Annotated in this window: 18 protein-coding genes and 2 tRNA genes; 12 read left to right on the forward strand and 8 right to left on the reverse strand. The window is 69.7% G+C overall.

The features are described from left to right. Positions 1 to 70 precede the first annotated feature (70 nt). From EDF48_RS05030 to EDF48_RS05050, 5 genes are all read left to right on the forward strand, one after another. On the forward strand, positions 71 to 892 hold the full coding sequence (locus EDF48_RS05030) for a carbohydrate ABC transporter permease (protein ID WP_123294190.1): 822 nt from the start codon (positions 71 to 73) through the stop codon (positions 890 to 892). Further along, positions 892 to 2,268 (forward strand): cellulase family glycosylhydrolase, encoded by a 1,377-nt coding sequence (locus tag EDF48_RS05035; protein ID WP_131878502.1) that lies wholly within the window; start codon positions 892 to 894, stop codon positions 2,266 to 2,268. Before EDF48_RS05030 ends, EDF48_RS05035 begins: the two co-directional genes overlap by 1 nt. Positions 2,269 to 2,318: 50 nt before the next feature. Next, complete coding sequence (locus EDF48_RS05040; RefSeq protein WP_131878504.1) at positions 2,319 to 5,318, forward strand: glycoside hydrolase family 38 C-terminal domain-containing protein; 3,000 nt, start codon at positions 2,319 to 2,321, stop codon at positions 5,316 to 5,318. Between the two features lie 49 nt (positions 5,319 to 5,367). After that, positions 5,368 to 6,288, forward strand: a complete 921-nt coding sequence (locus EDF48_RS05045) for an endo-beta-N-acetylglucosaminidase H (protein ID WP_131878506.1) — start codon at positions 5,368 to 5,370, stop codon at positions 6,286 to 6,288. 225 nt (positions 6,289 to 6,513) lie between these two features. After that, complete coding sequence (locus tag EDF48_RS05050) at positions 6,514 to 6,804, forward strand: DUF1905 domain-containing protein (RefSeq protein WP_131878508.1); 291 nt, start codon at positions 6,514 to 6,516, stop codon at positions 6,802 to 6,804. A gap of 24 nt (positions 6,805 to 6,828) precedes the next feature. On the opposite strand, the gene EDF48_RS05055 is transcribed toward EDF48_RS05050, so the two are convergent. From EDF48_RS05055 to EDF48_RS19005, 6 genes are all read right to left on the reverse strand, one after another. Further along, positions 6,829 to 7,467, reverse strand: a complete 639-nt coding sequence (locus tag EDF48_RS05055) for a potassium channel family protein (RefSeq protein WP_165918738.1) — start codon at positions 7,465 to 7,467, stop codon at positions 6,829 to 6,831. Between the two features lie 83 nt (positions 7,468 to 7,550). After that, positions 7,551 to 8,822 (reverse strand): ion channel protein, encoded by a 1,272-nt coding sequence (locus EDF48_RS05060; RefSeq protein ID WP_131878512.1) that lies wholly within the window; start codon positions 8,820 to 8,822, stop codon positions 7,551 to 7,553. Continuing rightward, the gene (locus tag EDF48_RS05065) at positions 8,819 to 10,180 is read right to left on the reverse strand and encodes an MFS transporter (protein WP_131878514.1); all 1,362 of its coding nucleotides are present in this window, start codon (positions 10,178 to 10,180) and stop codon (positions 8,819 to 8,821) included. Before EDF48_RS05065 ends, EDF48_RS05060 begins: the two co-directional genes overlap by 4 nt. An 11-nt stretch (positions 10,181 to 10,191) precedes the next feature. Beyond that, on the reverse strand, positions 10,192 to 11,547 hold the full coding sequence (guaD, locus tag EDF48_RS05070) for a guanine deaminase (protein WP_131878516.1): 1,356 nt from the start codon (positions 11,545 to 11,547) through the stop codon (positions 10,192 to 10,194). Further along, complete coding sequence (locus EDF48_RS05075) at positions 11,544 to 12,683, reverse strand: MFS transporter (protein ID WP_131878518.1); 1,140 nt, start codon at positions 12,681 to 12,683, stop codon at positions 11,544 to 11,546. The genes guaD and EDF48_RS05075 overlap by 4 nt, the downstream gene beginning before the upstream one ends. 6 nt (positions 12,684 to 12,689) lie before the next feature. Next, positions 12,690 to 12,839, reverse strand: coding sequence for a hypothetical protein (locus EDF48_RS19005; protein ID WP_165932316.1), 150 nt, complete (start codon positions 12,837 to 12,839; stop codon positions 12,690 to 12,692). A gap of 144 nt (positions 12,840 to 12,983) precedes the next feature. On the opposite strand from EDF48_RS19005, the gene EDF48_RS05080 reads away from it, so the two are divergent. Then, complete coding sequence (locus EDF48_RS05080; RefSeq protein WP_131878520.1) at positions 12,984 to 14,855, forward strand: glycoside hydrolase family 15 protein; 1,872 nt, start codon at positions 12,984 to 12,986, stop codon at positions 14,853 to 14,855. Next, positions 14,842 to 15,978 (forward strand): N-formylglutamate amidohydrolase, encoded by a 1,137-nt coding sequence (locus EDF48_RS05085; RefSeq protein ID WP_243698039.1) that lies wholly within the window; start codon positions 14,842 to 14,844, stop codon positions 15,976 to 15,978. Before EDF48_RS05080 ends, EDF48_RS05085 begins: the two co-directional genes overlap by 14 nt. A gap of 31 nt (positions 15,979 to 16,009) precedes the next feature. On the opposite strand, the gene EDF48_RS05090 is transcribed toward EDF48_RS05085, so the two are convergent. Further along, on the reverse strand, positions 16,010 to 17,350 hold the full coding sequence (locus tag EDF48_RS05090) for an anaerobic C4-dicarboxylate transporter family protein (protein WP_131878522.1): 1,341 nt from the start codon (positions 17,348 to 17,350) through the stop codon (positions 16,010 to 16,012). A gap of 156 nt (positions 17,351 to 17,506) precedes the next feature. Beyond that, positions 17,507 to 17,577, reverse strand: a tRNA-Gly gene (locus tag EDF48_RS05095). Positions 17,578 to 17,644: 67 nt separating this feature from the next. Here EDF48_RS05095 and EDF48_RS05100 point away from each other — a divergent pair. The 5 genes from EDF48_RS05100 (at position 17,645) to EDF48_RS05120 (ending at position 20,935) form a co-directional block, all read left to right on the forward strand. Then, positions 17,645 to 17,920, forward strand: a complete 276-nt coding sequence (locus tag EDF48_RS05100; RefSeq protein WP_131878524.1) for a hypothetical protein — start codon at positions 17,645 to 17,647, stop codon at positions 17,918 to 17,920. Positions 17,921 to 18,013: 93 nt separating this feature from the next. Beyond that, positions 18,014 to 18,090, forward strand: a tRNA-Pro gene (locus EDF48_RS05105). 52 nt (positions 18,091 to 18,142) lie between these two features. After that, positions 18,143 to 19,450, forward strand: a complete 1,308-nt coding sequence (gene tig / locus EDF48_RS05110; protein WP_159572754.1) for a trigger factor — start codon at positions 18,143 to 18,145, stop codon at positions 19,448 to 19,450. Positions 19,451 to 19,619: 169 nt separating this feature from the next. Beyond that, positions 19,620 to 20,249 carry an ATP-dependent Clp protease proteolytic subunit gene (locus tag EDF48_RS05115; RefSeq protein WP_111084515.1) on the forward strand — a complete coding sequence of 210 codons (630 nt, stop codon included), beginning with the start codon at positions 19,620 to 19,622 and terminating at the stop codon, positions 20,247 to 20,249. A gap of 26 nt (positions 20,250 to 20,275) precedes the next feature. Further along, positions 20,276 to 20,935 carry an ATP-dependent Clp protease proteolytic subunit gene (locus EDF48_RS05120; protein WP_111075987.1) on the forward strand — a complete coding sequence of 220 codons (660 nt, stop codon included), beginning with the start codon at positions 20,276 to 20,278 and terminating at the stop codon, positions 20,933 to 20,935. Positions 20,936 to 20,937 lie beyond the last annotated feature (2 nt).

Below are 20,937 nucleotides of genomic sequence, written 5' to 3' on the forward strand. Positions count from 1 at the left end.
CCGGCCGAACGGACGAGACGGACGAGACGGACGAGGCGGACGCAAGCGCCGTCGCGCGGTCTGGGGTGTCATGTCCACCCGCGAGAAGGTCGTGCGCTACGTCCTGCTCATCGTGGTGCTCTTCATCACGATCGGCCCGTTCCTGTGGCAGCTGTCCACCTCGCTCAAGGGCGCCGGCGAGGACATCTACACCGCGAACCCGTCGTTCATCCCGACCGAGCCGACCATCGAGAACTACCTCAAGGTGGCCGCCGCGATCCCGGTGTGGCGCTACATCGGGAACTCGCTGCTCGTCGCCGCGATCGACGTGTTCGGCAACATCGTCTTCGCGACGCTCGCCGGCTTCGCCCTCGCGCGGCTGCAGTGGCGGCACCGCAAGCTCGTGCTCGGACTGTTCCTCGCCACCCTCGTCCTGCCCGGCGAGGCGACGATCATCTCGCAGTTCGTCACCGTCAAGGACCTCGGCCTCGCCGACAACCTGGTCGGCGTCGCCCTACCCGGCATGATCGCCGCACTCAACGTGCTGCTCATGTTCAACGCGTTCCGGCAGATCCCCGAGGAGATCGACCAGGCCGCGGTGATGGACGGTGCGAACGCGATGCAGCGGCTGCGGTACATCTCGTTGCCCGCCGTGCAGGGGACCATCGCCGTCATCGCGATCTTCTCGTTCATCGGGGCGTGGGACGACTTCCTGTGGCCGCTCATCGTGCTGCAGTCGCCGGAGAACCTCACCCTGACCGTCGGGTTGCAGTACCTGCAGGGCACGTTCGCGACCGACCAGCGCATGATCGCCGCCGGCACCATGATCGCGTTCATCCCGATCGCCGTGATCTTCGCCGTCCTGCAGCGCTTCTTCTTCAAGGGCGTCGAAGAGGGCGGTGTGAAGGGCTGATGCGCTTCGGGGTCAACTACACGCCCTCGGTCGGCTGGTTCCACTCGTGGCTCGACTTCTCACCGTCGGACACCGCCAGGGACCTCGAGGCGATCGCCTCGCTCGGCGCCGACCACGTGCGGATCTTCCCGCTCTGGCCGGTGGTGCAGCCGAACCGCACCCTCATCCGGGCGTCGGCACTGCAGGACGTCGCGACGGTCGTGGACATCGCCGGCTCGTTCGGACTCGACGTCAACGTCGACGCGCTGCAGGGGCACCTGTCGAGCTTCGACTTCGTGCCGTCGTGGCTGGACAGCTGGCACCGTCGGAACATGTTCACCGACCCGGACGTCGTCGCGTCGACCGCGGCGTACGTCCGGGCGCTCGCCGCAGCGGTCGCGGACAAGCCGAACCTGCTCGGCATCACCATCGGCAACGAGGTGAACCAGTTCGCGCACGCGCCGCACCCCGCCCCGCACGACATCACGGCGGAGCAGGGGCACGCGTGGGCGGCGGCGATGGTCGCGGCGGCACGGTCCGGGCTCGCGGCCGGTCCGGCCGGTTCGTCCGGCCGGGAGGCCCGGGTCGACTCGTCCGCGTCGGCCCCGTCCGGCAGCGGGTCGCGTCCACGGCCGCTGGTCACCGTCGCGCAGTACGACGCGGCCTGGTACGACGACGCGCAGCCGTTCGGACCGGAGCACGCGGCGGACCACGGTGACGCCACCGTCACGCACTCGTGGGTGTTCAACGGCTCGGCGGCCCTGCACGGCGCACTCGGACCGGGATCGGTGCGGCACGGGGAGTACCTGCTCCAGCTCGCCGCCGCGTGGAACCGCGACCCCGCACGGCCGAATTGGCTGCAAGAGGTCGGGGCGCCCACCAACGTCGTCGATCCCGCCGACGCTGCCTCGTTCACCGAGCAGACCATCCGGCACGTGCTCGGGGCGCAGCAGGTGCTCGGTGTCACGTGGTGGTGCTCGCACGACGTCGCCAGGTCGCTCGCCGACTTCCCGGAGCTCGAGTACGACCTCGGGCTCTTCACCAACGACGGCCGGATCAAGCCCGCGGGCGAGGCCTTCGCCGCTGTCGCACGGTCCGGTGCCACCGGCACCGCTGCTGCGCCTCCGGCCACGGCGCTCGTGCTCGACGACGTGCTGCCCGACGGCTCGGACCGACACGGGATGCGTGCCGACTGCGCCCCCGGCGGACGGTTCGCCGCCGCCTGGCTCGCGGTCGCGTCGGCGGAACCGGACGGTCGCGGCCCGCAGGTCGTCCTGCGGTCTCGGCTCGGCGACACCGGGATGCTCGCCGCCCGTGGCATCGACCGCTGCGCCGACGTGCCCGCCGAGCTCGACTCCACCCCCATCCGCGTCGCGCACCCCGCGACCACGCGCTGACCCGCGACCACGCGCTGACCCGCGCCCACGCCTCGACCCTGGAAGGCCCCATGCACGACGACATCCCCCTCACCACCGGACGGGCCCGCCGGGTCCTCGACGAGCGCATCACGCCGGCGGTGCACGCCACCGCCGTGCCGTTGGAGACCGCGTGGCACGAGCTGCCCGGTGAGCCCGTCCCGCCGACCGAGGGCCTGCAGCTCACCTTCGAACCGTACGAGGTCGGCACGCCCTGGGGTGCGGCCTGGGGGACGACGTGGTTCCGGCTCACCGGGACGGTGCCGGCCGAGTGGGCCGGTCGCCGGGTCGAGGCCGTGATCGACCTCGGCTTCGACAAGAACATGCCGGGGTTCCAGTGCGAGGGCCTCGTGTACCTGGCCGACGGCACGCCGGTGAAGTCGATCAACCCGCGCAACCAGTGGGTGCTGCTGACGGAACGGGCCGAAGGCGGGGAGACGATCGAGCTCTTCGTCGAGGCGGCGTCGAACCCGGTCCTGCTCGACTACCACCCCTTCCTCGTCACGCACGAGGGCGACATCCAGACCTCGTCGTCGAAGCGGCTGTACACCTCGCGCCGGATGGACCTCGCCGTGTTCGAGTCCGAGGTGCACGAGCTCGCGCTCGACATCGACGTCCTGCTCGAACTGCAGGCCGAGCTGCCCGAGGGACCGCGACGGATGCGGATCCTGCAGGCTCTCGACGACGCCCTCGACGCGCTCGACCTGCAGCACATCCCGGAGACCGCCGGGGACGCCCGTGCGGCGCTCGCCGAGGTGCTCGCCGCCCCCGCAGAATCCTCGGCGCACACGATCTCGGCGATCGGCCACGCCCACATCGACTCCGCCTGGCTCTGGCCGGTCCGCGAGACGATCCGCAAGGTCGCCCGCACCACGTCGACGATGACCGAGCTCATCGACCAGACCGACGACTTCCTGTACGGCATGTCGAGCGCGCAGCAGTACGCCTGGATCAAGGAACACCGCCCCGAGGTCTACGCCCGGGTGCAGGCCGCCGTCGAGGCCGGACGGTTCCTGCCGATCGGCGGCATGTGGGTCGAGTCCGACACCGTGATGCCGACCGGCGAGAGCATCGTCCGCCAGTTCTCGCAGGGGCAGCGGTTCTTCGAGCGCGAGTTCGGCATCCGGCCCAAGGGCGTCTGGCTGCCGGACAGCTTCGGGTACTCGCCGGCGCTGCCGCAGCTCATGCGCCGTGCGGGCTTCGAGTGGTTCTTCACGCAGAAGATCTCGTGGAACCAGGTCAACAAGTTCCCGCACCACACGTTCCTGTGGGAGGGCATCGACGGCTCACGGGTGTTCTCGCACTTCCCGTCGATGGACACCTACAACTCGCGCCTGTCCGGCAGCGAGGTCGCGAAGGCCTCCCGCCAGTTCCGTGAGAACCGGCTCGCCACCGGGTCGATCGCCCCGGTGGGCTGGGGCGACGGCGGTGGTGGCACCACCCGCGAGATGACCGGGACGGCCGCACGGCTCGCCGACCTCGAGGGCAGCGCGAAGGTCCGCTGGGAGCACCCCGACACGTTCTTCGACCGCGCGAAGGCCGAACTGCCGGACCCGCCGGTGTGGGTGGGGGAGCTGTACCTCGAGCTGCACCGCGCCACCCTGACCAGCCAGCACGGCACCAAGCAGGGCAACCGCCGGTGCGAACAGCTCCTCATCGAGGCCGAGCTCTGGGCCACGACCGCCGCCGCACGCAGCGACTTCGCCTACCCGTACGACGAGCTCGACGCCCTGTGGCAGCAGGTGCTGCTCCAGCAGTTCCACGACATCCTGCCGGGCACCTCGATCGCCTGGGTGCACCGCGAAGCCGAGGCGAAGTACGCCGAGACGGCCGCGGCGCTGACCGCGATCATCGGCCAGGTGCTCTCGGCGCTCGCCGGTACCGGGCAGGCAGCCGTCGTCGTGAACCCGGCCCCGTTCCTCCAGGCCGGCGCACCCGCGCAGGGCGCGGTCCTGGCGACCGACGTGGCGGAACCGACCGCTGTCACGCTGACGGAGCAGGACGGCGGGTACGTGCTGGCGAACGAGCTGGTGCGCGTGACGGTCACCGACCAGGGACTCGTCACGAGCGCCGTCGACCTGGCCAGCGGGCGCGAGGCGATCGCCGCCGGGCAGGCCGCGAACCTGCTGCAGCTGCACCAGGACTTCCCGAACATGTGGGACGCGTGGGACGTCGACCGGTACTACCGGAACCGCGTCGAGGACCTCGTGGCGGTCACTGGGTTGACAGCCTCGGTCGACGACGCCGGTGTCGCCCGGGTCGTCGTGTCGCGGTCCTTCGGTGACTCGACCGTGCGGCAGGAGATCGTCCTCGCACCGGACTCCCGCACGCTCGAGTTCGACCAGACGACCGACTGGCACGAGACCGAGAAGTTCCTCAAGGTCGCGTTCCCGCTCGACGTCCGCGCCGAGCACACCGTCGCCGAGACGCAGTTCGGGGCGCAGAAGCGGGTGACGCACACGAACACCTCGTGGGAGGCCGCGAAGTTCGAGACGTCGATGCACCGCTACGTGCTGGTGTCCGAACCGGGCTTCGGCGTCGCGCTCGTGAACGACTCGATCCACGGGTTCGACACCACCCGCGACGCCGTTGACGGGCACGTCACCACCACCGTGCGGCTGTCGCTGCTGCGCGCACCGCGGTTCCCCGACCCCGAGACCGACCAGGGCGTGCAGACGCACCGGTACGGCATCGTCATCGGGACGGACCAGCTCGGAGCCACCGCGGCCGGCGTCCGGATGAACGCCGGCGCGCGGACCGTCACCGGGACGCACGGGTTCGCGCCGCTCGTGCGGGTGTCCGGCGGGGTCGTGCTGTCGAGCGTCAAGCTCGCCGACGACCGCTCCGGCGACCTGGTCGTGCGGGTGTACGAGCCGGTGGGGCGGCGGGGGACCGGGGGGATCGCGGTCGACGGGCCCTTCGGACCGGCTGCCGAGGTCACCCTGCTCGAAGAGCCGTTGACCGACACGGATGCGTCGTCGTTCGCCGTCGACGCGTACGAGGTGCGGACCTTCCGGTTCCCGCGCGTCTGAGACCCCGGTCGGCGACCGCCGGCCGGTTCACCACTCGAAGGGGAGTGTCATGAAGAAGTCCATGAAGTTCGGGATCGTGGCGGCAATCGCCGCGATGGTGGCGGCGCCACTGGTGCCGTCAGCCGCGACCGCAGCACCGACCGCTGCTGCAGCCGCCGCCGGCACTGCCGCCGCGACGAAGTCGGGGCCGACGAGCATCGCCTACGTCGAGGTCAACAACGACCAGCTCGCGAACGTCGGCCGCTACACGCTGTCCGGCGGTGCGAACGCCTTCGACGTCGCGATCATCTTCGCGGCGAACATCAACTGGAACGGCTCCAAGGCAGTTCTGGTCAACAACGACAAGGTGCAGGCGACCCTCGACAACGCTGCCACGCAGATCAAGCCGCTGCAGGCGAAGGGCATCAAGGTGTCGCTGTCGGTCCTCGGCAACCACCAGGGTGCGGGCATCGCCAACTTCCCGACCCAGGCCGCGGCGTCGGACTTCGCGTCCCAGATCGCCGCCACCGTGTCGAAGTACGGACTCGACGGCGTCGACCTCGACGACGAGTACTCCGACTACGGCGCGAACGGCACCCCGCAGCCGAACCAGCAGTCGATCGGCTGGCTCATCACCGCGCTGCGTGCCCAGATGCCCGGCAAGCTCATCTCGTTCTACGACATCGGCCCGGCCTCGTCCTCGCTGTCGTCGTCGAGCAGCACCGTCGGCTCGAAGCTCGACTACGCCTGGAACCCCTACTACGGCACGTACTCGGCGCCGTCGATCCCGGGACTCGACAAGTCCAGGTTGTCCGCTGCCGCGGTGGACATCCAGAACACCTCGCAGTCGACGGCGGTGTCGCTCGCGCAGCGCACGAAGGCGGACGGGTACGGCGTCTTCATGACGTACAACCTGCCGGGAGGTGACAAGTCCGCCTATGTCTCCGCCCTGACGCAGAAGCTCTACGGGCAGGCCGCGTCGTACCGCTGACCCTTCCGTCCTGACGGCTGCTCGCGCCCCGTGCTCCCCGGTTCCGGCCTGGAGGCACGGGGCGCGTCCGTCGTCCACGTCCCGCTGGCTCCGGGGAGGCACCAGTTCCTCCTTGCGCTTGACGGTTCCGGTTCGCAGATCCCGGTGATCGTGAACCGGAACCGTCATGGACCGAGATCGAAGCCCGGTCCGGCGCGCTCGACGGCGCGGCCGTACGATCGCGACATGGAGCTCGAGTTCCGCGGTGAGGTGATCGAGTGGCGCGGCCCGGCGCCCTTCTTCTTCGCCGTCGTGCCGCCGGACGCCGCCGAGGTCATCGCCGACCTCGCGCCGATGCTCACCTACGGGTGGGGTGTGATCCCCGCCCGGGTGACGATCGGCCCGGTGACCTGGACGACCTCGTTGTTCCCGAAGGACGGCGGGTACCTCGTGCCGCTCCGGGCGGCCGAGCGCAAGCGTGCCCGGGTCGTACTGGGGGACGCCCCGCAGATCACGCTCGAGCTCGGCGGCCCCTGACCTGCGACCACCCCGGCGATCCCGTCAGGAGGGCGGGTCGTCCGAGGGCGCCGGAGTCCGTGGCGTCGCCGGACCGGCCCGCCGGAGGCGCTCGACCCGATCGCTGAGGTAGGAGATCATCAGCGCCGTCGCGGTCCCGACGATCGCGACACCGCCGACCATCAGGAGGACCGCGTACAGGCGCCCGAGGTCGGTCACCGGGTAGGTGTCGCCGTACCCGACGGTCGCGATGGTCACGGCAGCCCACCACAGCGCCGTGCCGAGGCTCGTGATCGTGGCACCGGGCGCATTCCGTTCCGTCTGGAGCGTGGCGAGTGCGATGAAGTACACGAAGAGTGCTCCGTACGCGGCGGCTGAGAGCAGGACCCGCATGCGGACCGCGTCGCCGGCATCGCGCAGTGCGATCCGGTCGAACAAGCGGATGGCTCGGAGGGCGCGGAACAACGGCAACGCGATCGCGAGGACGTCGGCCGGGTGGTGCACGAGGAACTCGAGCCGCTCCCCTCGCGGCGACAGCACCGCCCGGACGGCGACGTCGGCAGCGAACACGACCACGGTCGCGACGAGGAAGGCCTCCATCGCAGCGCTGAGTGGGCCGTGCGTGGTCGGGGACAGGACGACGACGGAGTAGTCGACGATGAAGACGAGGCTGATCACCGCCATCGGGAAACCGGTCGCACGCTCCCACCGAGTGCGTGCCGACGTCGACTGGCTGCGGCCTGCCCCGGGTGTCCGGCCGACGGGCGTCACCATGCGGTCGCCGACTTCCGGTCCGGGCTCGCTGGTCCGGCACCGCTGGGCACCGCGATCATCTCCGGCGCCCTCGAGACGACGAGCCACGCGGGCAGGATCGCGACGCAGAGCACGGCGAGCACGGGGACGTTGCCGGTCACGGCGACGCCGATGAAGAGCGCGATCCATCCGTCGCGTGCGACGGCGAGCACGACGCCGACGACACCGCTGGCGATCGCGACGGTGAGCGGGATGGACGGCCAGATGGTCTGTGCGAGCAGGCCGAGGGTCGTCCCGATGAAGACGGCGGGGAAGATCCGACCGCCGCGGAAGCCACTCGCGGCGGCGATGAGCAGGGCACCGCACTTCACCGCGAGGATCGTCACGAGCGCAGCGGCGTCGAGCCGCTCGTGTTCACTGACGAGTTCGCGTACTTCGTCGGCACCGTTGAACAGGGTCACCGGACCGCCGATCACCCCGAGCAGTCCGAGCGCGACGCCACCGAGCGTGACCGCGAGGACGGGTCCGGGCAGGTGGTGGACGGCTCGGTGCAGCAGCGGGAAGAGTGCGGCGAGACTGACACCGAGTCCGGCCCCGGCCGTCGTGATGCCGGCCGCGCTCCACAGGTCGGCGAGCGCGGGCGATGCGTAGTCGGGAAGCGGCACCGCGAACTGCGGATGCGCGATGAGCGTCATGGTCACGGCAGCGGTCCCCGCCGCGACCAGCGGGAGGAAGAGCCGGTCCCAGAGCGCCGTCCGTCCGACCGCGGCGCTCGCCAGTCCGGTGAAGACCAGAGCTGCCGCGACGGGCGTCCCGAACAGCGCGCCGATCGTCGCCGCCGCAGCGAGCTCGACGACGAGGGCCCGCGGGACGAGCGCACGCACGCGGTTCGTCGCGGACACGAGGACCCCGGTGGTCACGGCGATCACGGGGTTCTCCGGACCCAGGCTGACGCCGCCCCCAAGGCCGAGGACGGTGGCCAGCGCGAGCGAGGGCAGGGAGCGCGCCGGGAGCGGGTCCGCGATGAGTTCCGTCGTCGCTGAGTCTCGCCCGCCGTGCCCGGGGACGTACCGCAGCACCAGGCCGACCAGCAGTCCGGTGGCGGCGAGCACGCCGAAGATCCACCACCCGGCGGTGGCGTCGACCCCGATCAGGTCGGGGACCACCTGCCAGGCCAACAGCTCGAGCGCCGATCCGACCGCCTCGAGGACGAAGAGGACGGCTGCTGCGACGACTCCGATCACCAACGCGGGGAGTGCCAGGACCAGGAGGCCCCGAGGACTCATCGGGACCCAGCAGTGTCCGCGGTCGGCGCGGCCGGTGTGGCCGCTGCGACCGGAGCCGTGGTCCGTCCAGCTGACTCGTTCACTCCGAGGGCCGCGACCGCCCCGACGACCACGACGGCAGGCAGCAGCCAGAGCGCCTGCTGGTAGTCGGCGAGCACGGGCTCCGCGGGCAGGAACGCGCTCGGGATGGAGGTGAGGAGACCGCCGATGATGAAGCAGACCCCGTTGACGATCGCGGACGCGCTGCCGATGAGGGACCCCGGCACGGCCTCGGCAGCGATCGTGAACCCCAGCATGTGCGCGCCGGCGAAGAACCCGATGGCGAACATGAGCACGAGTGCGGCACCGTTGCCCACCTGCGGGAAGTAGATCACGAGGACGATCGCGACCGCTTGGAGCAGGAGCCCGGTGAACGCCGGCCACTTCCGGCTGCGCCACCGGTCGGACACGACGTTCACCATCGGGGCGCCGACGGCCAGGCCGAGCCACGCGAGCGCGGTCAGGATCGTCGCGAAGTCCGTTGCAGCGCCGCGCGCCTCCATGATCCGGGGCCCCCAGAGCACCCCGACGGCCAGCATCGCGCCGAAGGACGTGCCGGCGAGGACGGACGCGAGGTCGACCTGCACACTGGCGAACGACCGGCCGAGGTCACGGAAGATCTGGCGCACCACGCCGGGCTCGCCGACGGAGCTCCGGACGTCGTCGTCCGTGCTGGCCGCTGGCGCTGGCGCCGGCGCCGGGTTCCGGACGAACACCACGAACAGCACCGCGAGGAGCACCCCGAAGGCACCGAAGGCGACGAGGAGCTCCTGCCAGTCCATCTGCCCGAGCACCGCGAGGATGAGCGGTTGGCCGACGGCTGAGCCGAGCGACGCGAACGTCTGGACGAGACCGAACATCAGCCCGTACTTGGCTGCGTCGAACCACTTGCCACCGAGGTAGCCGGCGCCGACGAACCCGAACGACGATCCGATCGCGAGCACGGTCTGCGCGATCGCGAGGGTCGCGAAGTTCGTCGTCCCGGCGTAGAGGAAGGCGCCGACGGCGACGAGGGCAACGGCGATCGCCATCAGCGGACGGCTGCCGAACCGGTCCAGGAGCGCTCCGGAGAAGAACTGCACGACCGCGAACGCCCAGGTGTAGATCGACGCGGCGAGGCCGATCTCGGCGATCGTGAGGTGCGCAGACTGCTGGATGTCCGGCGAGACGACGGCGTAACCGGTCTGGATCGCGAAGAGCCACACGACGAAGACCGTCGCGAGCACCCAGACGAGCCACGCCTCGGGGCCGCCGATCGTCCGGTGCCCCTCGAACCACCGGTGCGAACCGTGCGCGTAGGCAGTGTGACCAGATGACATCGTTCCGTCCCCTATCGTTCGTCGTTCGTGTGTGTGGTCGGAGTGGGGCCGTCGTCGCGACGGTGCGCCAGCCGTCCGGCGATGTAGGTGGCGGCGACGGCTCGGTCGTCCGCCATCACCGAGAGCACGAAGAGCTGTTCGTCCAGCGAGTCGACGGTCTGGCGTCGGAAGCGGAGCAGATCGGTCGCCTGCGTGTCCAGGACGACGAGGTCGGCGTCCTTCCCGACCTCGACGGACCCGATGCGGTCCTCCAGGCCGAGTGCCTCGGCGCCCCCGAGCGTCGCGAGGTAGAACATCTTCACGGCGTCCAGCGGGTACTGGGTCATCTGCGCGACCTTGTAGGCCTCGTTCATCGTGCTCAGCAGGGAGAAGCTGGTGCCGGCGCCGATGTCCGTGCCGAGCCCCACCTTCATCGGGTGCGGCCCCGACTTCGCCTGGTGGATGTGGAACAGCCCGCTGCCGAGGAACAGGTTCGACGTCGGGCAGTGCGAGATCGCGGTGCCGCTCTCGGCACACCGCAGACGCTCCGCGGCAGTGAGGTGCACCCCGTGCGCGAGTACCGTGCCCGCGCCGAGCAGTCCCGCGTGGTCGTACACGTCGAGGTACCCGGACCGGTCGGGGAAGAGCGACCGTACCCAGGCGATCTCGCCGAGGTTCTCGGAGATGTGCGTCTGCACGAGGGTGGTGGGGAACTCACGGTGCAGCGTGGCGGCGGCGTCGAGCTGGGCCTCGGTGCTCGTCGGCGCGAAGCGCGGCGTGATCGCGTACTGGCTGCGACCGACTCCGTGCCAGCGCTCGATGAGCGCCTTCGACTCCTCGTACCCGCGCTCGGCGGTGTCCAGGAGTCCCGTCGGTGCGTTCCGGTCCATCAGGACCTTGCCGCCGACCATGAGCATGTTCCGTCGTGCGGCCTCCGCGAAGAACGCGTCGACCGACGCCGGGTACACCGCGCAGAACGTCAACGCGGTGGTCGTGCCGTTCGCCAGGAGTTGGTCGAAGAACACGCGGGCGACGTGCTCTGCGTGCGCAGGGTCGGAGAAGCGCTGCTCCTCGATGAACGTGTACTCGTTGAGCCAGTCGATCAGCTGCGCGCCGAACGCTGCGATGATGCCGGTCTGCACGTAGTGCACGTGCGTGTCCACGAAGCCCGCGCTGATGATCGCTCCGGGGTAGTGGTCGACGACCGCGTCGGCGGGGAGCGTCCGGCCGAGGTCGGCGAACGAACCGACCGCAGCGATGCGGCCGTCCTCGACGACGACGAGGCCGTCCTCGAACTCGACCAGGACCTCGTCGTCACGGTGGCGGAACGGGTCCCCGACCACGGTGACGACGTGGCCGCGGACAGCGGTCGGTGCTGGATCGTTCATGCGAGCGTCTCCTTCTGACGATCGGTCCGCGGGGTGCGGAGGAACAGCGCCCCGATCGCCGCGATGGCGATCAACGCGGGCATGGGCCAGAGCGCTGCCTTGTAGTCCTGGAGCGACGGCGCATCCGGGAGCAGGGTCCCGGGGAACCCGAGGAGCACCCCGCCGAGCACGAAGCAGACTCCGTTGACGATGGCTGCGGCAGTCCCGATGAGGTGCCGGTCGACGGCCTCGCTGGCGATGGTGAACCCGAGCATCTGCACGCCGGAGAACAGTCCGACCGCGAACATGAGGACGATCGCCGCACCGGAACCCGGCGACGGCAGGGCGATCACCAGGGCGACCGCGATCCCCTGGAGCAGGAGCGCACCGACCGCCGGGCCTCGTCGGCTGCGCCAGCGATCCGACACGACGTTCACGATCGGTGCGCCGACGGCCAGGCCGAGCCACGCCACGGCGGTCAGCACCGTCGCGAACGCGGTGGAGAACCCGCGGGACTCCATCATCCGGGGACCCCACAGTGTCCCGATGGCGAGCATGGTCCCGAACGACGCTCCGGCGATCAGCGACGAGATCAGCACCTGCCGGCTCCGGAAACACCGCGCGAGCGCGCCGGACACCGTGATCGTCTCGTGCTCCACGCGATCGTCGGACGTCGCGTGCGGGGGAGTTCCGTCCGGCCGGTTCCGGACGAACGCGGCGAACAGGACCACGAGCAGGACACCGAACGCCGCGAACCCGACGATGAGCTGCTGCCACGTGAGCGCGTGCAGCGCCACGAGCACGAGCGGTTGTCCGACGGCCGACCCGAGCGACGCCAGTGCCTGCACCAAGCCGAACATGAGCCCGTAGCGCGCGGCATCGAACCACGAGCCGCCGATGTAGCCGGCGCCGACGAACCCGAACGACGCGCCCAGGGCGAGCACGACCTGCGCGATCGCCAGCGTCGCGAACCCGGTGGTGCCGGCGTACAGGAAAGCGCCGACCGTCACCAGTGCGACTGCTGCCGTGAGGATCGGCCAGCTGCCGAACCGGTCGAGGAGCGTGCCCGAGAAGAACTGCGCGACTGCGAAGACCCACGTGTAGGTCGACCCCGCGAGACCGATCTGCGCCACGGTGAGGTGCGCACTCGTCTGGATCTCCGGCTAGATCACGGCGTACGCGGTCTGGATGGCGAAGATCCACACGACGAAGACGCTCGCCAGGAGCCAGACGAGCCACGCGTGCCGGCCGTTGCGCGGAGCCGTTGCCGCAGCGGGCCGCGGACCACGGAGCGACGGCCTCGACGTCTCCATCACGGTTCCTCCCTGTGGGCGACCCATCCCGTCCGGTCGCTGGCGCACGGTACGGCGACGGAACGACCACCGGCGTCACCCCGACCGGGTGAAGTGCCGCAGCGGAGCGTCGACCTACGGTGGGCCGATCGACGGGAGCACTCCATGGACACCACGCCACTCATCTCCGAGCACGGCCTCATCGGCGACCTCCAGACCGCGGCGCTCGTGTCGACCGACGGCAGCATCGACTGGCTGTGCCTGCCGCGCTTCGACTCGCCGGCGGTGTTCACCGCGCTCGTCGACCCGGTCCGCGGTGGCTTCTGCCGGATCCGTCCCACCACGGAGACCTACACGAGCAAGCAGCTCTACCTCCCCGACACGGCCGTCCTGGTCACGCGCTTCATGACGGAGCGCGGTGTGGCGGAGATCATCGACTTCATGCCGGTGACGGACGACGTCGACTCGTCCCCGCGGCATCGACTGGTCCGGATCGTGCACGTGGTCCGAGGTGAAATGGAGCTCCAGTTCGACCTCCGTCCCGCGTTCGACTACGGCCGTGCCGTGCACACCGTCGAGCGGACGGAGCACGGCGCCGCCTTCCGCGCCGGTGACGAGCAGCTCACCGTGCACCTCGCCGGCACACTCGCCGACCAGCTCCGCGTCGACGCCGTGGAAGGCGATGCCGGAGGTCCTGCCCTGCACGGCAGGGGAACGCTGCGCGTCGGTGACGTCGGCGGCGGCATGCTCGAGTACGGCGCCGCCGCCGAACCCCGGCGCTTCTCACCGGAGGAGGGCAGCGCGCTCTTCGATGAGACGATCCGTTTCTGGCGAGGGTGGCTGCAGCGGTCCACCTACCGCGGTCGGTGGCGCGAGCAGATGAACCGCTCGGCGATCACGTTGAAGCTCCTCACTTACCGTCCGACCGGCGCACTCGTCGCTGCGCCGACCGCGGGACTGCCGGAGCAGATCGGCGGTGAGCGGAACTGGGACTACCGCTTCACGTGGATCCGCGACGCTTCGTTCTCGGTCGCTGCGCTCCTCGGCATGGGGTTCATCGACGAGGCGCGCTCCTACATCGAGTGGCTCGCTGACCGCATGCGCGAACAGGTCGGAACCGACTCCGGTCCCCTGAAGATCATGTACCGCGTCGACGGCTCGTCGGACCTCGTCGAGGAGGAGCTCCCGCACCTCGACGGGTACGCCGCCTCGCGTCCGGTCCGGATCGGGAACGGGGCATCCGACCAGCTGCAGCTCGACGTGTACGGCGAGGCGCTCGATGCGATCTTCGCGGCGGACCGACACGGCGTCCAGATCGGTCACGCGACGTGGACCGACCTGACCGCGGTGCTCGACTGGCTCGCAGCGCACTGGGACGAGCCGGACGAAGGCGTGTGGGAGACCCGCGGCGGCCGGAAGGACTTCACCTACGGTCGCATCAACTCGTGGGCGGCGTTCGACCGCGGGATCCGGCTCGCCCGCGCACACGGCCGACCGGGCGACGTGGAACGGTGGACGGCCGAGCGCGACCGGATCTACGAGCAGGTGATGCGTCGTGGCTGGAACGAGGAACGCGGCGCTTTCGTCCAGCACTTCGACACCGACGTCGTCGACGCGGCCGTGCTCCGGATGGCCGCCGTCGGCATGATCGCGTCCGACGATCCCCTCTGGGCCTCGACGCTCGTCGCGATCGAGGACGGCCTGGTGTCCGACAGTCTCGTGTACCGGTACGACCCGGCCGCTTCCCCCGACGGGCTGCGTGGCGTTGAAGGGACCTTCTCGCTGTGCACCTTCTGGTACGTGGAGTCACTCGCTCGAGCGGGACGGCTCGACGAGGCGCGCCTCATGTTCGAGAAGATGCTCACCTACGCGAACCACGTCGGCCTCTACTCCGAGGAGATCGGTCTCACCGGCGAGCAGCTCGGCAACTTCCCGCAGGCGTTCACGCACCTCGCGCTCGTCAACGCCGGCCTCGCGCTCGACGCTGAGCTCGACGCTGAGCTCGACGCGGGTCGGCACGGACGTGGACGGCACTGACGTGGACGGCACGGACGTGGACGGCACGGACGAAGGTGCTCGGGTGCTCCTGCCGGTCGGCACCGTGTTCACGCCTGACGACATCGTGTTCCACGCGGGCAAGGGGACCCGGTCGCTCGAGGAAGCGATCGCCGGTGCCGACGTGCTCGTCAGCTGTCCGCACGCGGGCGCAGCGATCCCGGCGGAACTCGACCGGTTCCTCGCGCCGCAGTTCACCAGACGACTGCAGTACGACTTCACCGACGTGTCGACCAGTGCGGTCGTCCGGCGGTGGGCGGCGATCGACCCGCGGATCGTGGCGGTCGAGAACCCGCACCCGCGGATGATCCGCGACCCGAACCGCGCACGTCCGGCCGACCTCGCCGCTGACCTGCGTTCGGCGTTCGAGCGGGTGCGCGCGGCAGGGCCGGGGCGACGCGTCGACCTCAGCGGCGTCGACGCGATCCGACCGGTGACGTTCTCGTTCTTCCCGCTGCTCGAACCGCCGACGGACGACGCCGCCCTCGAGGAGCTGGCCGCGACGTTCGAAGCGGTCGCGGAGCACGGGCTCGGCGTCTACGAACGGACCCGCGACGACCTGCTCGAGCGGTTCGTGGAGTCGGCGTTCGCGACGCACCGATCGATCGTGACGCTCTCCTTCCACGACACGATGAACCACACGACGCGCCTCGGCGGCGCCATCGACGTCGACCGGGACCCGGCGGATCGACTGCCCGCGGTCGTCGCGCTGTCGAACCGCGGTGACGCAGCCGGCGAGCCCCGGGACGACCAGCCCGTCACGATGGGCCCGTCGCGGCTCCGAGCCCTGGCCGCCGCACACCGGACCGGGTTCCGGGCACCTGACGACGCCGTCACCCTCAACCAGCCCTACCTCGGCAGCCAGGAGATCATCCGGGCCGGACAGCGGTTCCGCGAGCTCGCGCCGGAGGCGTCACGGCGCGGGGTGACGCTCGACGCGGTGCAGGCAGAGTTCCTCCGCGAGTTCCTGCTGGGACCGGGGAACGCAGCAGTGCTCAGCCGACCCGGTACCGGGTGGATCGAGCCGGACCCGGCGTGGGTGGACGACCTCGCCCGTGCTTGCCGCGACGCGTGGGACGAGTACCGCGCGGCCGTCGCCGGCTGACCCGGACGCGCTGCCGTCCGCCGGCACGGGCTCAGCCCCAGAGGACGCCGAACAGTGCTCCGAACGCGATTGTCGTGACCGCGAGGACGAGGGTCGGCACGAAGAACGAGTGGTCGACGAGCTTCGTCCCGAGCTTCGTGCTGCCCGTCGCGTCGAAGTTCGCCGCCGCGATCTGCGACCCGTTCGTCGGCAGGAGGTAGATCCCGGCGAACGCACCCGCCCACATCCCGCTGAGCAGCCCGAGGGGGATCCCCGCGGCGAGCCCGATCGGCACGATGGTCCGCGTCGCCGTCGACTGGCTCGTCGTCAACACGCAGACGAGGAAGACGCCCAGCGCGAAGATCCACGGCGCCGCCGACACGAGTCCGCCGATCGAGTCGGAGATCTGTTCCGTGTAGTGGGCGAGGAACGTGTCGGTCAGCCACGCGAGCCCGAACAGCGCGACGGCCGAGACCATGCCGGCCCGGAACACGGTGGTCGTCGGGACCTCGCTCACCTTCGGACGGCTGATCAGGAGGATGAGCGTCCCCACGACGAACATCACGATCTCGATGATCGGCGTCATGCCCACCGGGACACCGTCCGCGTCGAGCGGGCGGATACCGGTGAACAGCCCGAACGCGACGATGGCGAACACTCCGAGGAAGAACACGATCGCGGCGTTCCGTCCACGCGCGGTCACCGTGACCTCGGCCTGCTTGACGGATCCGCTCGCGTCCGGCGCGGGGAGCGTGCCCGCCGCGATCCGCGCCTGGATGGCGGGATCGTGTGCGATGTCCTTGCCGAGGCGGCGGACGACGAACGACGACACCACGATCCCGACCACGGCTGCCGGGATGGTCACCTTGAGGATGTCGATGAGCTCGAAACCGTACGGTTGCACCTCGGTGAGGGTGACCATCGCCGCCATGGCCGCCGACACGGGGCTGCAGGCGAGGGCGACGCCGGTGGCGACCACCGACAACGACAACGGGCGCGACGGACGGATGCCGTTCCGGTAGGACAGGTCCTGGATGACGGGGAGCAGCGGGTACAGGATGTTCGACGTCCCGGCGCCGACGGAGAACAGGAACGCGACGAGCGGCGCGATGAGCGTGATCTGCTTCGGGTGACTCGAGATGATCTTCGCTGCGACGGACACCATCCAGTCGATGCCGCCCGACACCTGCATCACGCTCGACGCGACGACGACCGAGATGACGATGAGGAGCGCGTCGACGGGCGGTGAACCCGGCGGGAGACGGAATACGAACACGAGGATCGCGACGCCGACACCGCCCCAGAGCCCGAGCGCGACGCCGGAGAACCGGGTCCCCATGACGATGCAGCCGAGCACGACCAACAACTCGACGATGAACAGTACGACGTCCATGGCGGACCCCTCGCCGTCCGCCGGGCCCCTGATGGCACCGGCGTGATGCGCAGAGCATAAGTCGGAAGCGCCGACTCCGGACGGGGATCGGCCCGGAGCCGGACCCGGGGACGGCAACATCACCCGGATCGGATGACGGGGAGCGAGGAACGAGAGAGGGGATGACGGGAATCGAACCCGCGTGGCCAGTTTGGAAGACTGGGGCTCTACCATTGAGCTACATCCCCGCGCTGCGCACGTGTCGCAGCCAGACCATCGTAGCGGACGAACGAGTACCGAACGAACGAGCACGACATGCCAGGGCGCGTCATCCCCAAGCCGGACGCCGGCGCCGAGCGCACGATCCGCTGGTCGCGGGTGGTCTCCTACGCGCTGGTGGTCCTCGCCGCGACCGTGTTCTCGATGCGGCCGGAGCTGTTCGGCGATCCGCAGCCGCAGCCCGCGCACGCCCTGCTGCACGTGTGGCGGATCGTCGTCGGCATCGTGCTCGCGATCGCGGCGCTCGGGGTCCAGGTGGTGGTCGGCGTGCGGTGGCGCAACGGCCTGCGACGCGCCGCAGCGGACGAGTGACGTCCCTCCCGGGAACCGCGCACCGGGGGACCGCTAGACTCATCGGCGTCGCATGCGCCCTTCGGCGCGCGCGGACACCCTGGCCCAGTCAAACGGGGCGTAGCTCAGCTTGGTAGAGCGCCCGCTTTGGGAGCGGGAGGTCGCAGGTTCAACTCCTGTCGCCCCGACCAGGTCCTCGAGAACCATCGACCACACGAACGTCAACCAACAGGAGAACATCCCGTGGCCACCAGCACCGTCGACAAGGTGAGCGACACCCGCGTCAAGCTCACCGTGAACGTGACGCCGGAAGATCTCAAGCCGAGCATCGATCACGCGTACAAGCACATCGCCGAGCAGATCAACATCCCCGGCTTCCGCAAGGGCAAGGTCCCGCCGGCGATCGTCGACCAGCGCGTCGGCCGTGGCGAGGTCCTGAACCACGCCGTCGGTGACGCCATCGACAACTTCTACCGCCAGGCGGTCGAAGAGCAGGAGCTGCGCATCCTCGGCCGTGCCGAGGCCGACGTCGCCGAACTGCCGAACCTCGCCGACTTCGCGGGCGACCTCGTCCTCACCTTCGAGGTCGACGTCCGTCCCGAGTTCGACCTGCCGGACTACTCCGCGTACGAGCTCACCGTCGACGCCGTCGAGGTGTCGGACGACGAGATCGAAGAGGAGCTGCAGAACCTGCGCACCCGCTTCGGCACGCTCGTGACCGTCGACCGTCCGGCGAAGACCGGCGACTTCGCGCAGATCGACCTGACCGCCAGCATCGGCGACGACGAGGTCGACTCGGCCACCGGCGTCTCCTACGAGATCGGCTCCGGCGACCTGCTCGAGGGCATCGACGAGGCGCTCGAGTCCCTGACCGCCGGCGAGTCGACGAACTTCGAGTCGAAGCTCGTCGGTGGCGACCGTGAGGGCGAGACCGCCCAGATCGCCGTCACCGTCACCGCCGTCAAGGAGCGCGAGCTCCCCGAGGCCGACGACGAGTTCGCCCAGATCGCCAGCCAGTTCGACACGATCGACGAGCTCAAGGCGGACCTGAAGGAGCAGATCGCGAAGTCCAAGACCTTCGGTCAGGGCGCCGCGGCTCGCGACAAGCTCGTCGAGAAGCTCATCGAGGACGTCAACATCCCGATCTCGGAGCAGCTCATCGAGGACGAGGTGCACCGCCACCTCGAGCAGGAGAACCGCCTCGAGGACGACGAGCACCGCAAGGAGGTCTCCGAGTCCAGCGAGAAGGCCTTCCGCTCGCAGATCCTCCTCGACTCCATCGCCGAGAAGGAGGAGATCCAGGTCTCCCAGGAGGAACTGACCCAGTACCTCATCCAGGCTGCTGCGCAGTACGGCATGGAGCCGGCCGAGTTCATCAAGGTCATCGACCAGAACGGCCAGATCCCGGGCATGGTCGGCGAGGTCGCCCGCTCGAAGGCGGTCGCGACCGTCCTGTCGAAGGTGACCGTCAAGGACACCAACGGCGACGCAGTCGACCTGTCCGCCTTCACGGCGGGCGTCGCGCAGGCCCCTGCTGAGGACGCCGAGTAACGAACTCGACGCCACCAGCGATACAGACGGGAGGCACGGTGCCAGCTGGCACCGTGCCTCCCGTCTCGTGTTTTCCGCACCACCGCATTGCTGTCGGCGAACACACGCGAAGTGGTGCGTTGCAACCGATAAGTTCGACGACAAGCGACAACTGAACGGGAGCTTTTCCATGGCCGAAGCAACACTGAACCCCAGTGTTTTTGACCGCCTTCTGAGAGACCGGATCGTGTGGCTCGGCTCCGAGGTCCGCGACGACAACTCGAACGAGATCGCAGCCAAGCTGCTGCTGCTCGCCGCCGAGGACCCTGAGAAGGACATCTACCTCTACATCAACTCGCCCGGTGGTTCGATCACCGCCGGTATGGCGATCTACGACACGATGCAGTTCGTCCCGAACGACATCGTCACCGTGGGCATCGGCCTGGCCGCGTCGATGGGACAGTTCCTGCTGTCCTCCGGCACGCCGGGCAAGCGCTACATCACGCCGAACGCCCGCGTCCTGCTGCACCAGCCGTCCGGCGGGTTCGGCGGTACCGCTGCCGACATCCAGACGCAGGCCAAGGTCATCCTCGACATGAAGCAGCGCATGGCGGAGCTCACGGCCGAGCAGACCGGCAAGTCGATCGAGCAGGTCCTCAAGGACAACGACCGCGACAACTGGTTCAGCGCGCAGGAAGCCCTCGAGTACGGGTTCGTCGACCACCTGCGTGCCTCGTCGGCCGAGGTCGTCGGCGGTGGTGGCACCGTCGGTGACGGCGCGACGCCGACCGCGGCTGCCGACCCCGACGCCCAGTCCTGACCCCCACCGAAGAAAAGGAAACGAGAATGCATCTCCCAATGCTCGGTGGCGCGCAGAACGTCCCGGCTCCCTCCGATCGGTACATCCTGCCGAGCTTCGAGGAGCGCACGGCCTACGGCTACAAGCGCCAGGACCCGTACGCGAAGCTCTTCGAGGACCGCATCGTGTTCCTCGGTGTCCAGGTCGACGACGCGTCGGCTGACGACGTCATGGCCCAGCTGCTCGTGCTCGAGTCGATGGACCCCGACCGCGACATCGTCATGTACATCAACTCGCCCGGTGGCTCGTTCACCGCGATGACGGCGATCTACGACACGATGCAGTACATCCGTCCGCAGATCCAGACGGTCTGCCTCGGTCAGGCTGCCTCGGCCGCGTCGGTGCTCCTCGCCGGTGGCACGCCGGGCAAGCGTCTGGCCCTGCCGAACGCCCGCGTGCTCATCCACCAGCCCGCTGTCCAGCAGGGTGGCGGCCAGGCGTCGGACATCGAGATCCAGGCGGCGGAGATCCTCCGCATGCGCACCTGGCTCGAGGAGACGCTGTCGAAGCACTCCAACAAGACGCCGGCGGAGATCAACCACGACATCGAGCGCGACAAGATCATGTCCGCGCAGGAAGCCGTGGAGTACGGCCTGATCGACCAGGTCCTCACCAGCCGCAAGAACCTGCCGGCGCTCGTCAAGTAGCA

Origin of the sequence: Curtobacterium sp. PhB191 (assembly GCF_004346515.1) — a bacterium.
Lineage (GTDB): Bacteria > Actinomycetota > Actinomycetes > Actinomycetales > Microbacteriaceae > Curtobacterium.

Coding starts and splice junctions, on each gene's coding strand:
- EDF48_RS05090 (WP_131878522.1), bottom strand. CDS start 17,350: ATGGACGTCGTACTGTTCATCGTCGAGTTGTTGGTCGTGCTCGGCTGC.
- EDF48_RS05115 (WP_111084515.1), top strand. CDS start 19,620: ATGGCCGAAGCAACACTGAACCCCAGTGTTTTTGACCGCCTTCTGAGA.
- EDF48_RS05050 (WP_131878508.1), top strand. CDS start 6,514: ATGGAGCTCGAGTTCCGCGGTGAGGTGATCGAGTGGCGCGGCCCGGCG.
- EDF48_RS05100 (WP_131878524.1), top strand. CDS start 17,645: ATGCCAGGGCGCGTCATCCCCAAGCCGGACGCCGGCGCCGAGCGCACG.
- guaD (WP_131878516.1), bottom strand. CDS start 11,547: ATGAACGATCCAGCACCGACCGCTGTCCGCGGCCACGTCGTCACCGTG.
- EDF48_RS05035 (WP_131878502.1), top strand. CDS start 892: ATGCGCTTCGGGGTCAACTACACGCCCTCGGTCGGCTGGTTCCACTCG.
- EDF48_RS05055 (WP_165918738.1), bottom strand. CDS start 7,467: ATGGCGGTGATCAGCCTCGTCTTCATCGTCGACTACTCCGTCGTCGTC.
- EDF48_RS05040 (WP_131878504.1), top strand. CDS start 2,319: ATGCACGACGACATCCCCCTCACCACCGGACGGGCCCGCCGGGTCCTC.
- EDF48_RS05120 (WP_111075987.1), top strand. CDS start 20,276: ATGCATCTCCCAATGCTCGGTGGCGCGCAGAACGTCCCGGCTCCCTCC.
- EDF48_RS19005 (WP_165932316.1), bottom strand. CDS start 12,839: ATGGAGACGTCGAGGCCGTCGCTCCGTGGTCCGCGGCCCGCTGCGGCA.
- EDF48_RS05080 (WP_131878520.1), top strand. CDS start 12,984: ATGGACACCACGCCACTCATCTCCGAGCACGGCCTCATCGGCGACCTC.
- EDF48_RS05065 (WP_131878514.1), bottom strand. CDS start 10,180: ATGTCATCTGGTCACACTGCCTACGCGCACGGTTCGCACCGGTGGTTC.
- EDF48_RS05030 (WP_123294190.1), top strand. CDS start 71: ATGTCCACCCGCGAGAAGGTCGTGCGCTACGTCCTGCTCATCGTGGTG.
- EDF48_RS05045 (WP_131878506.1), top strand. CDS start 5,368: ATGAAGAAGTCCATGAAGTTCGGGATCGTGGCGGCAATCGCCGCGATG.
- EDF48_RS05060 (WP_131878512.1), bottom strand. CDS start 8,822: ATGAGTCCTCGGGGCCTCCTGGTCCTGGCACTCCCCGCGTTGGTGATC.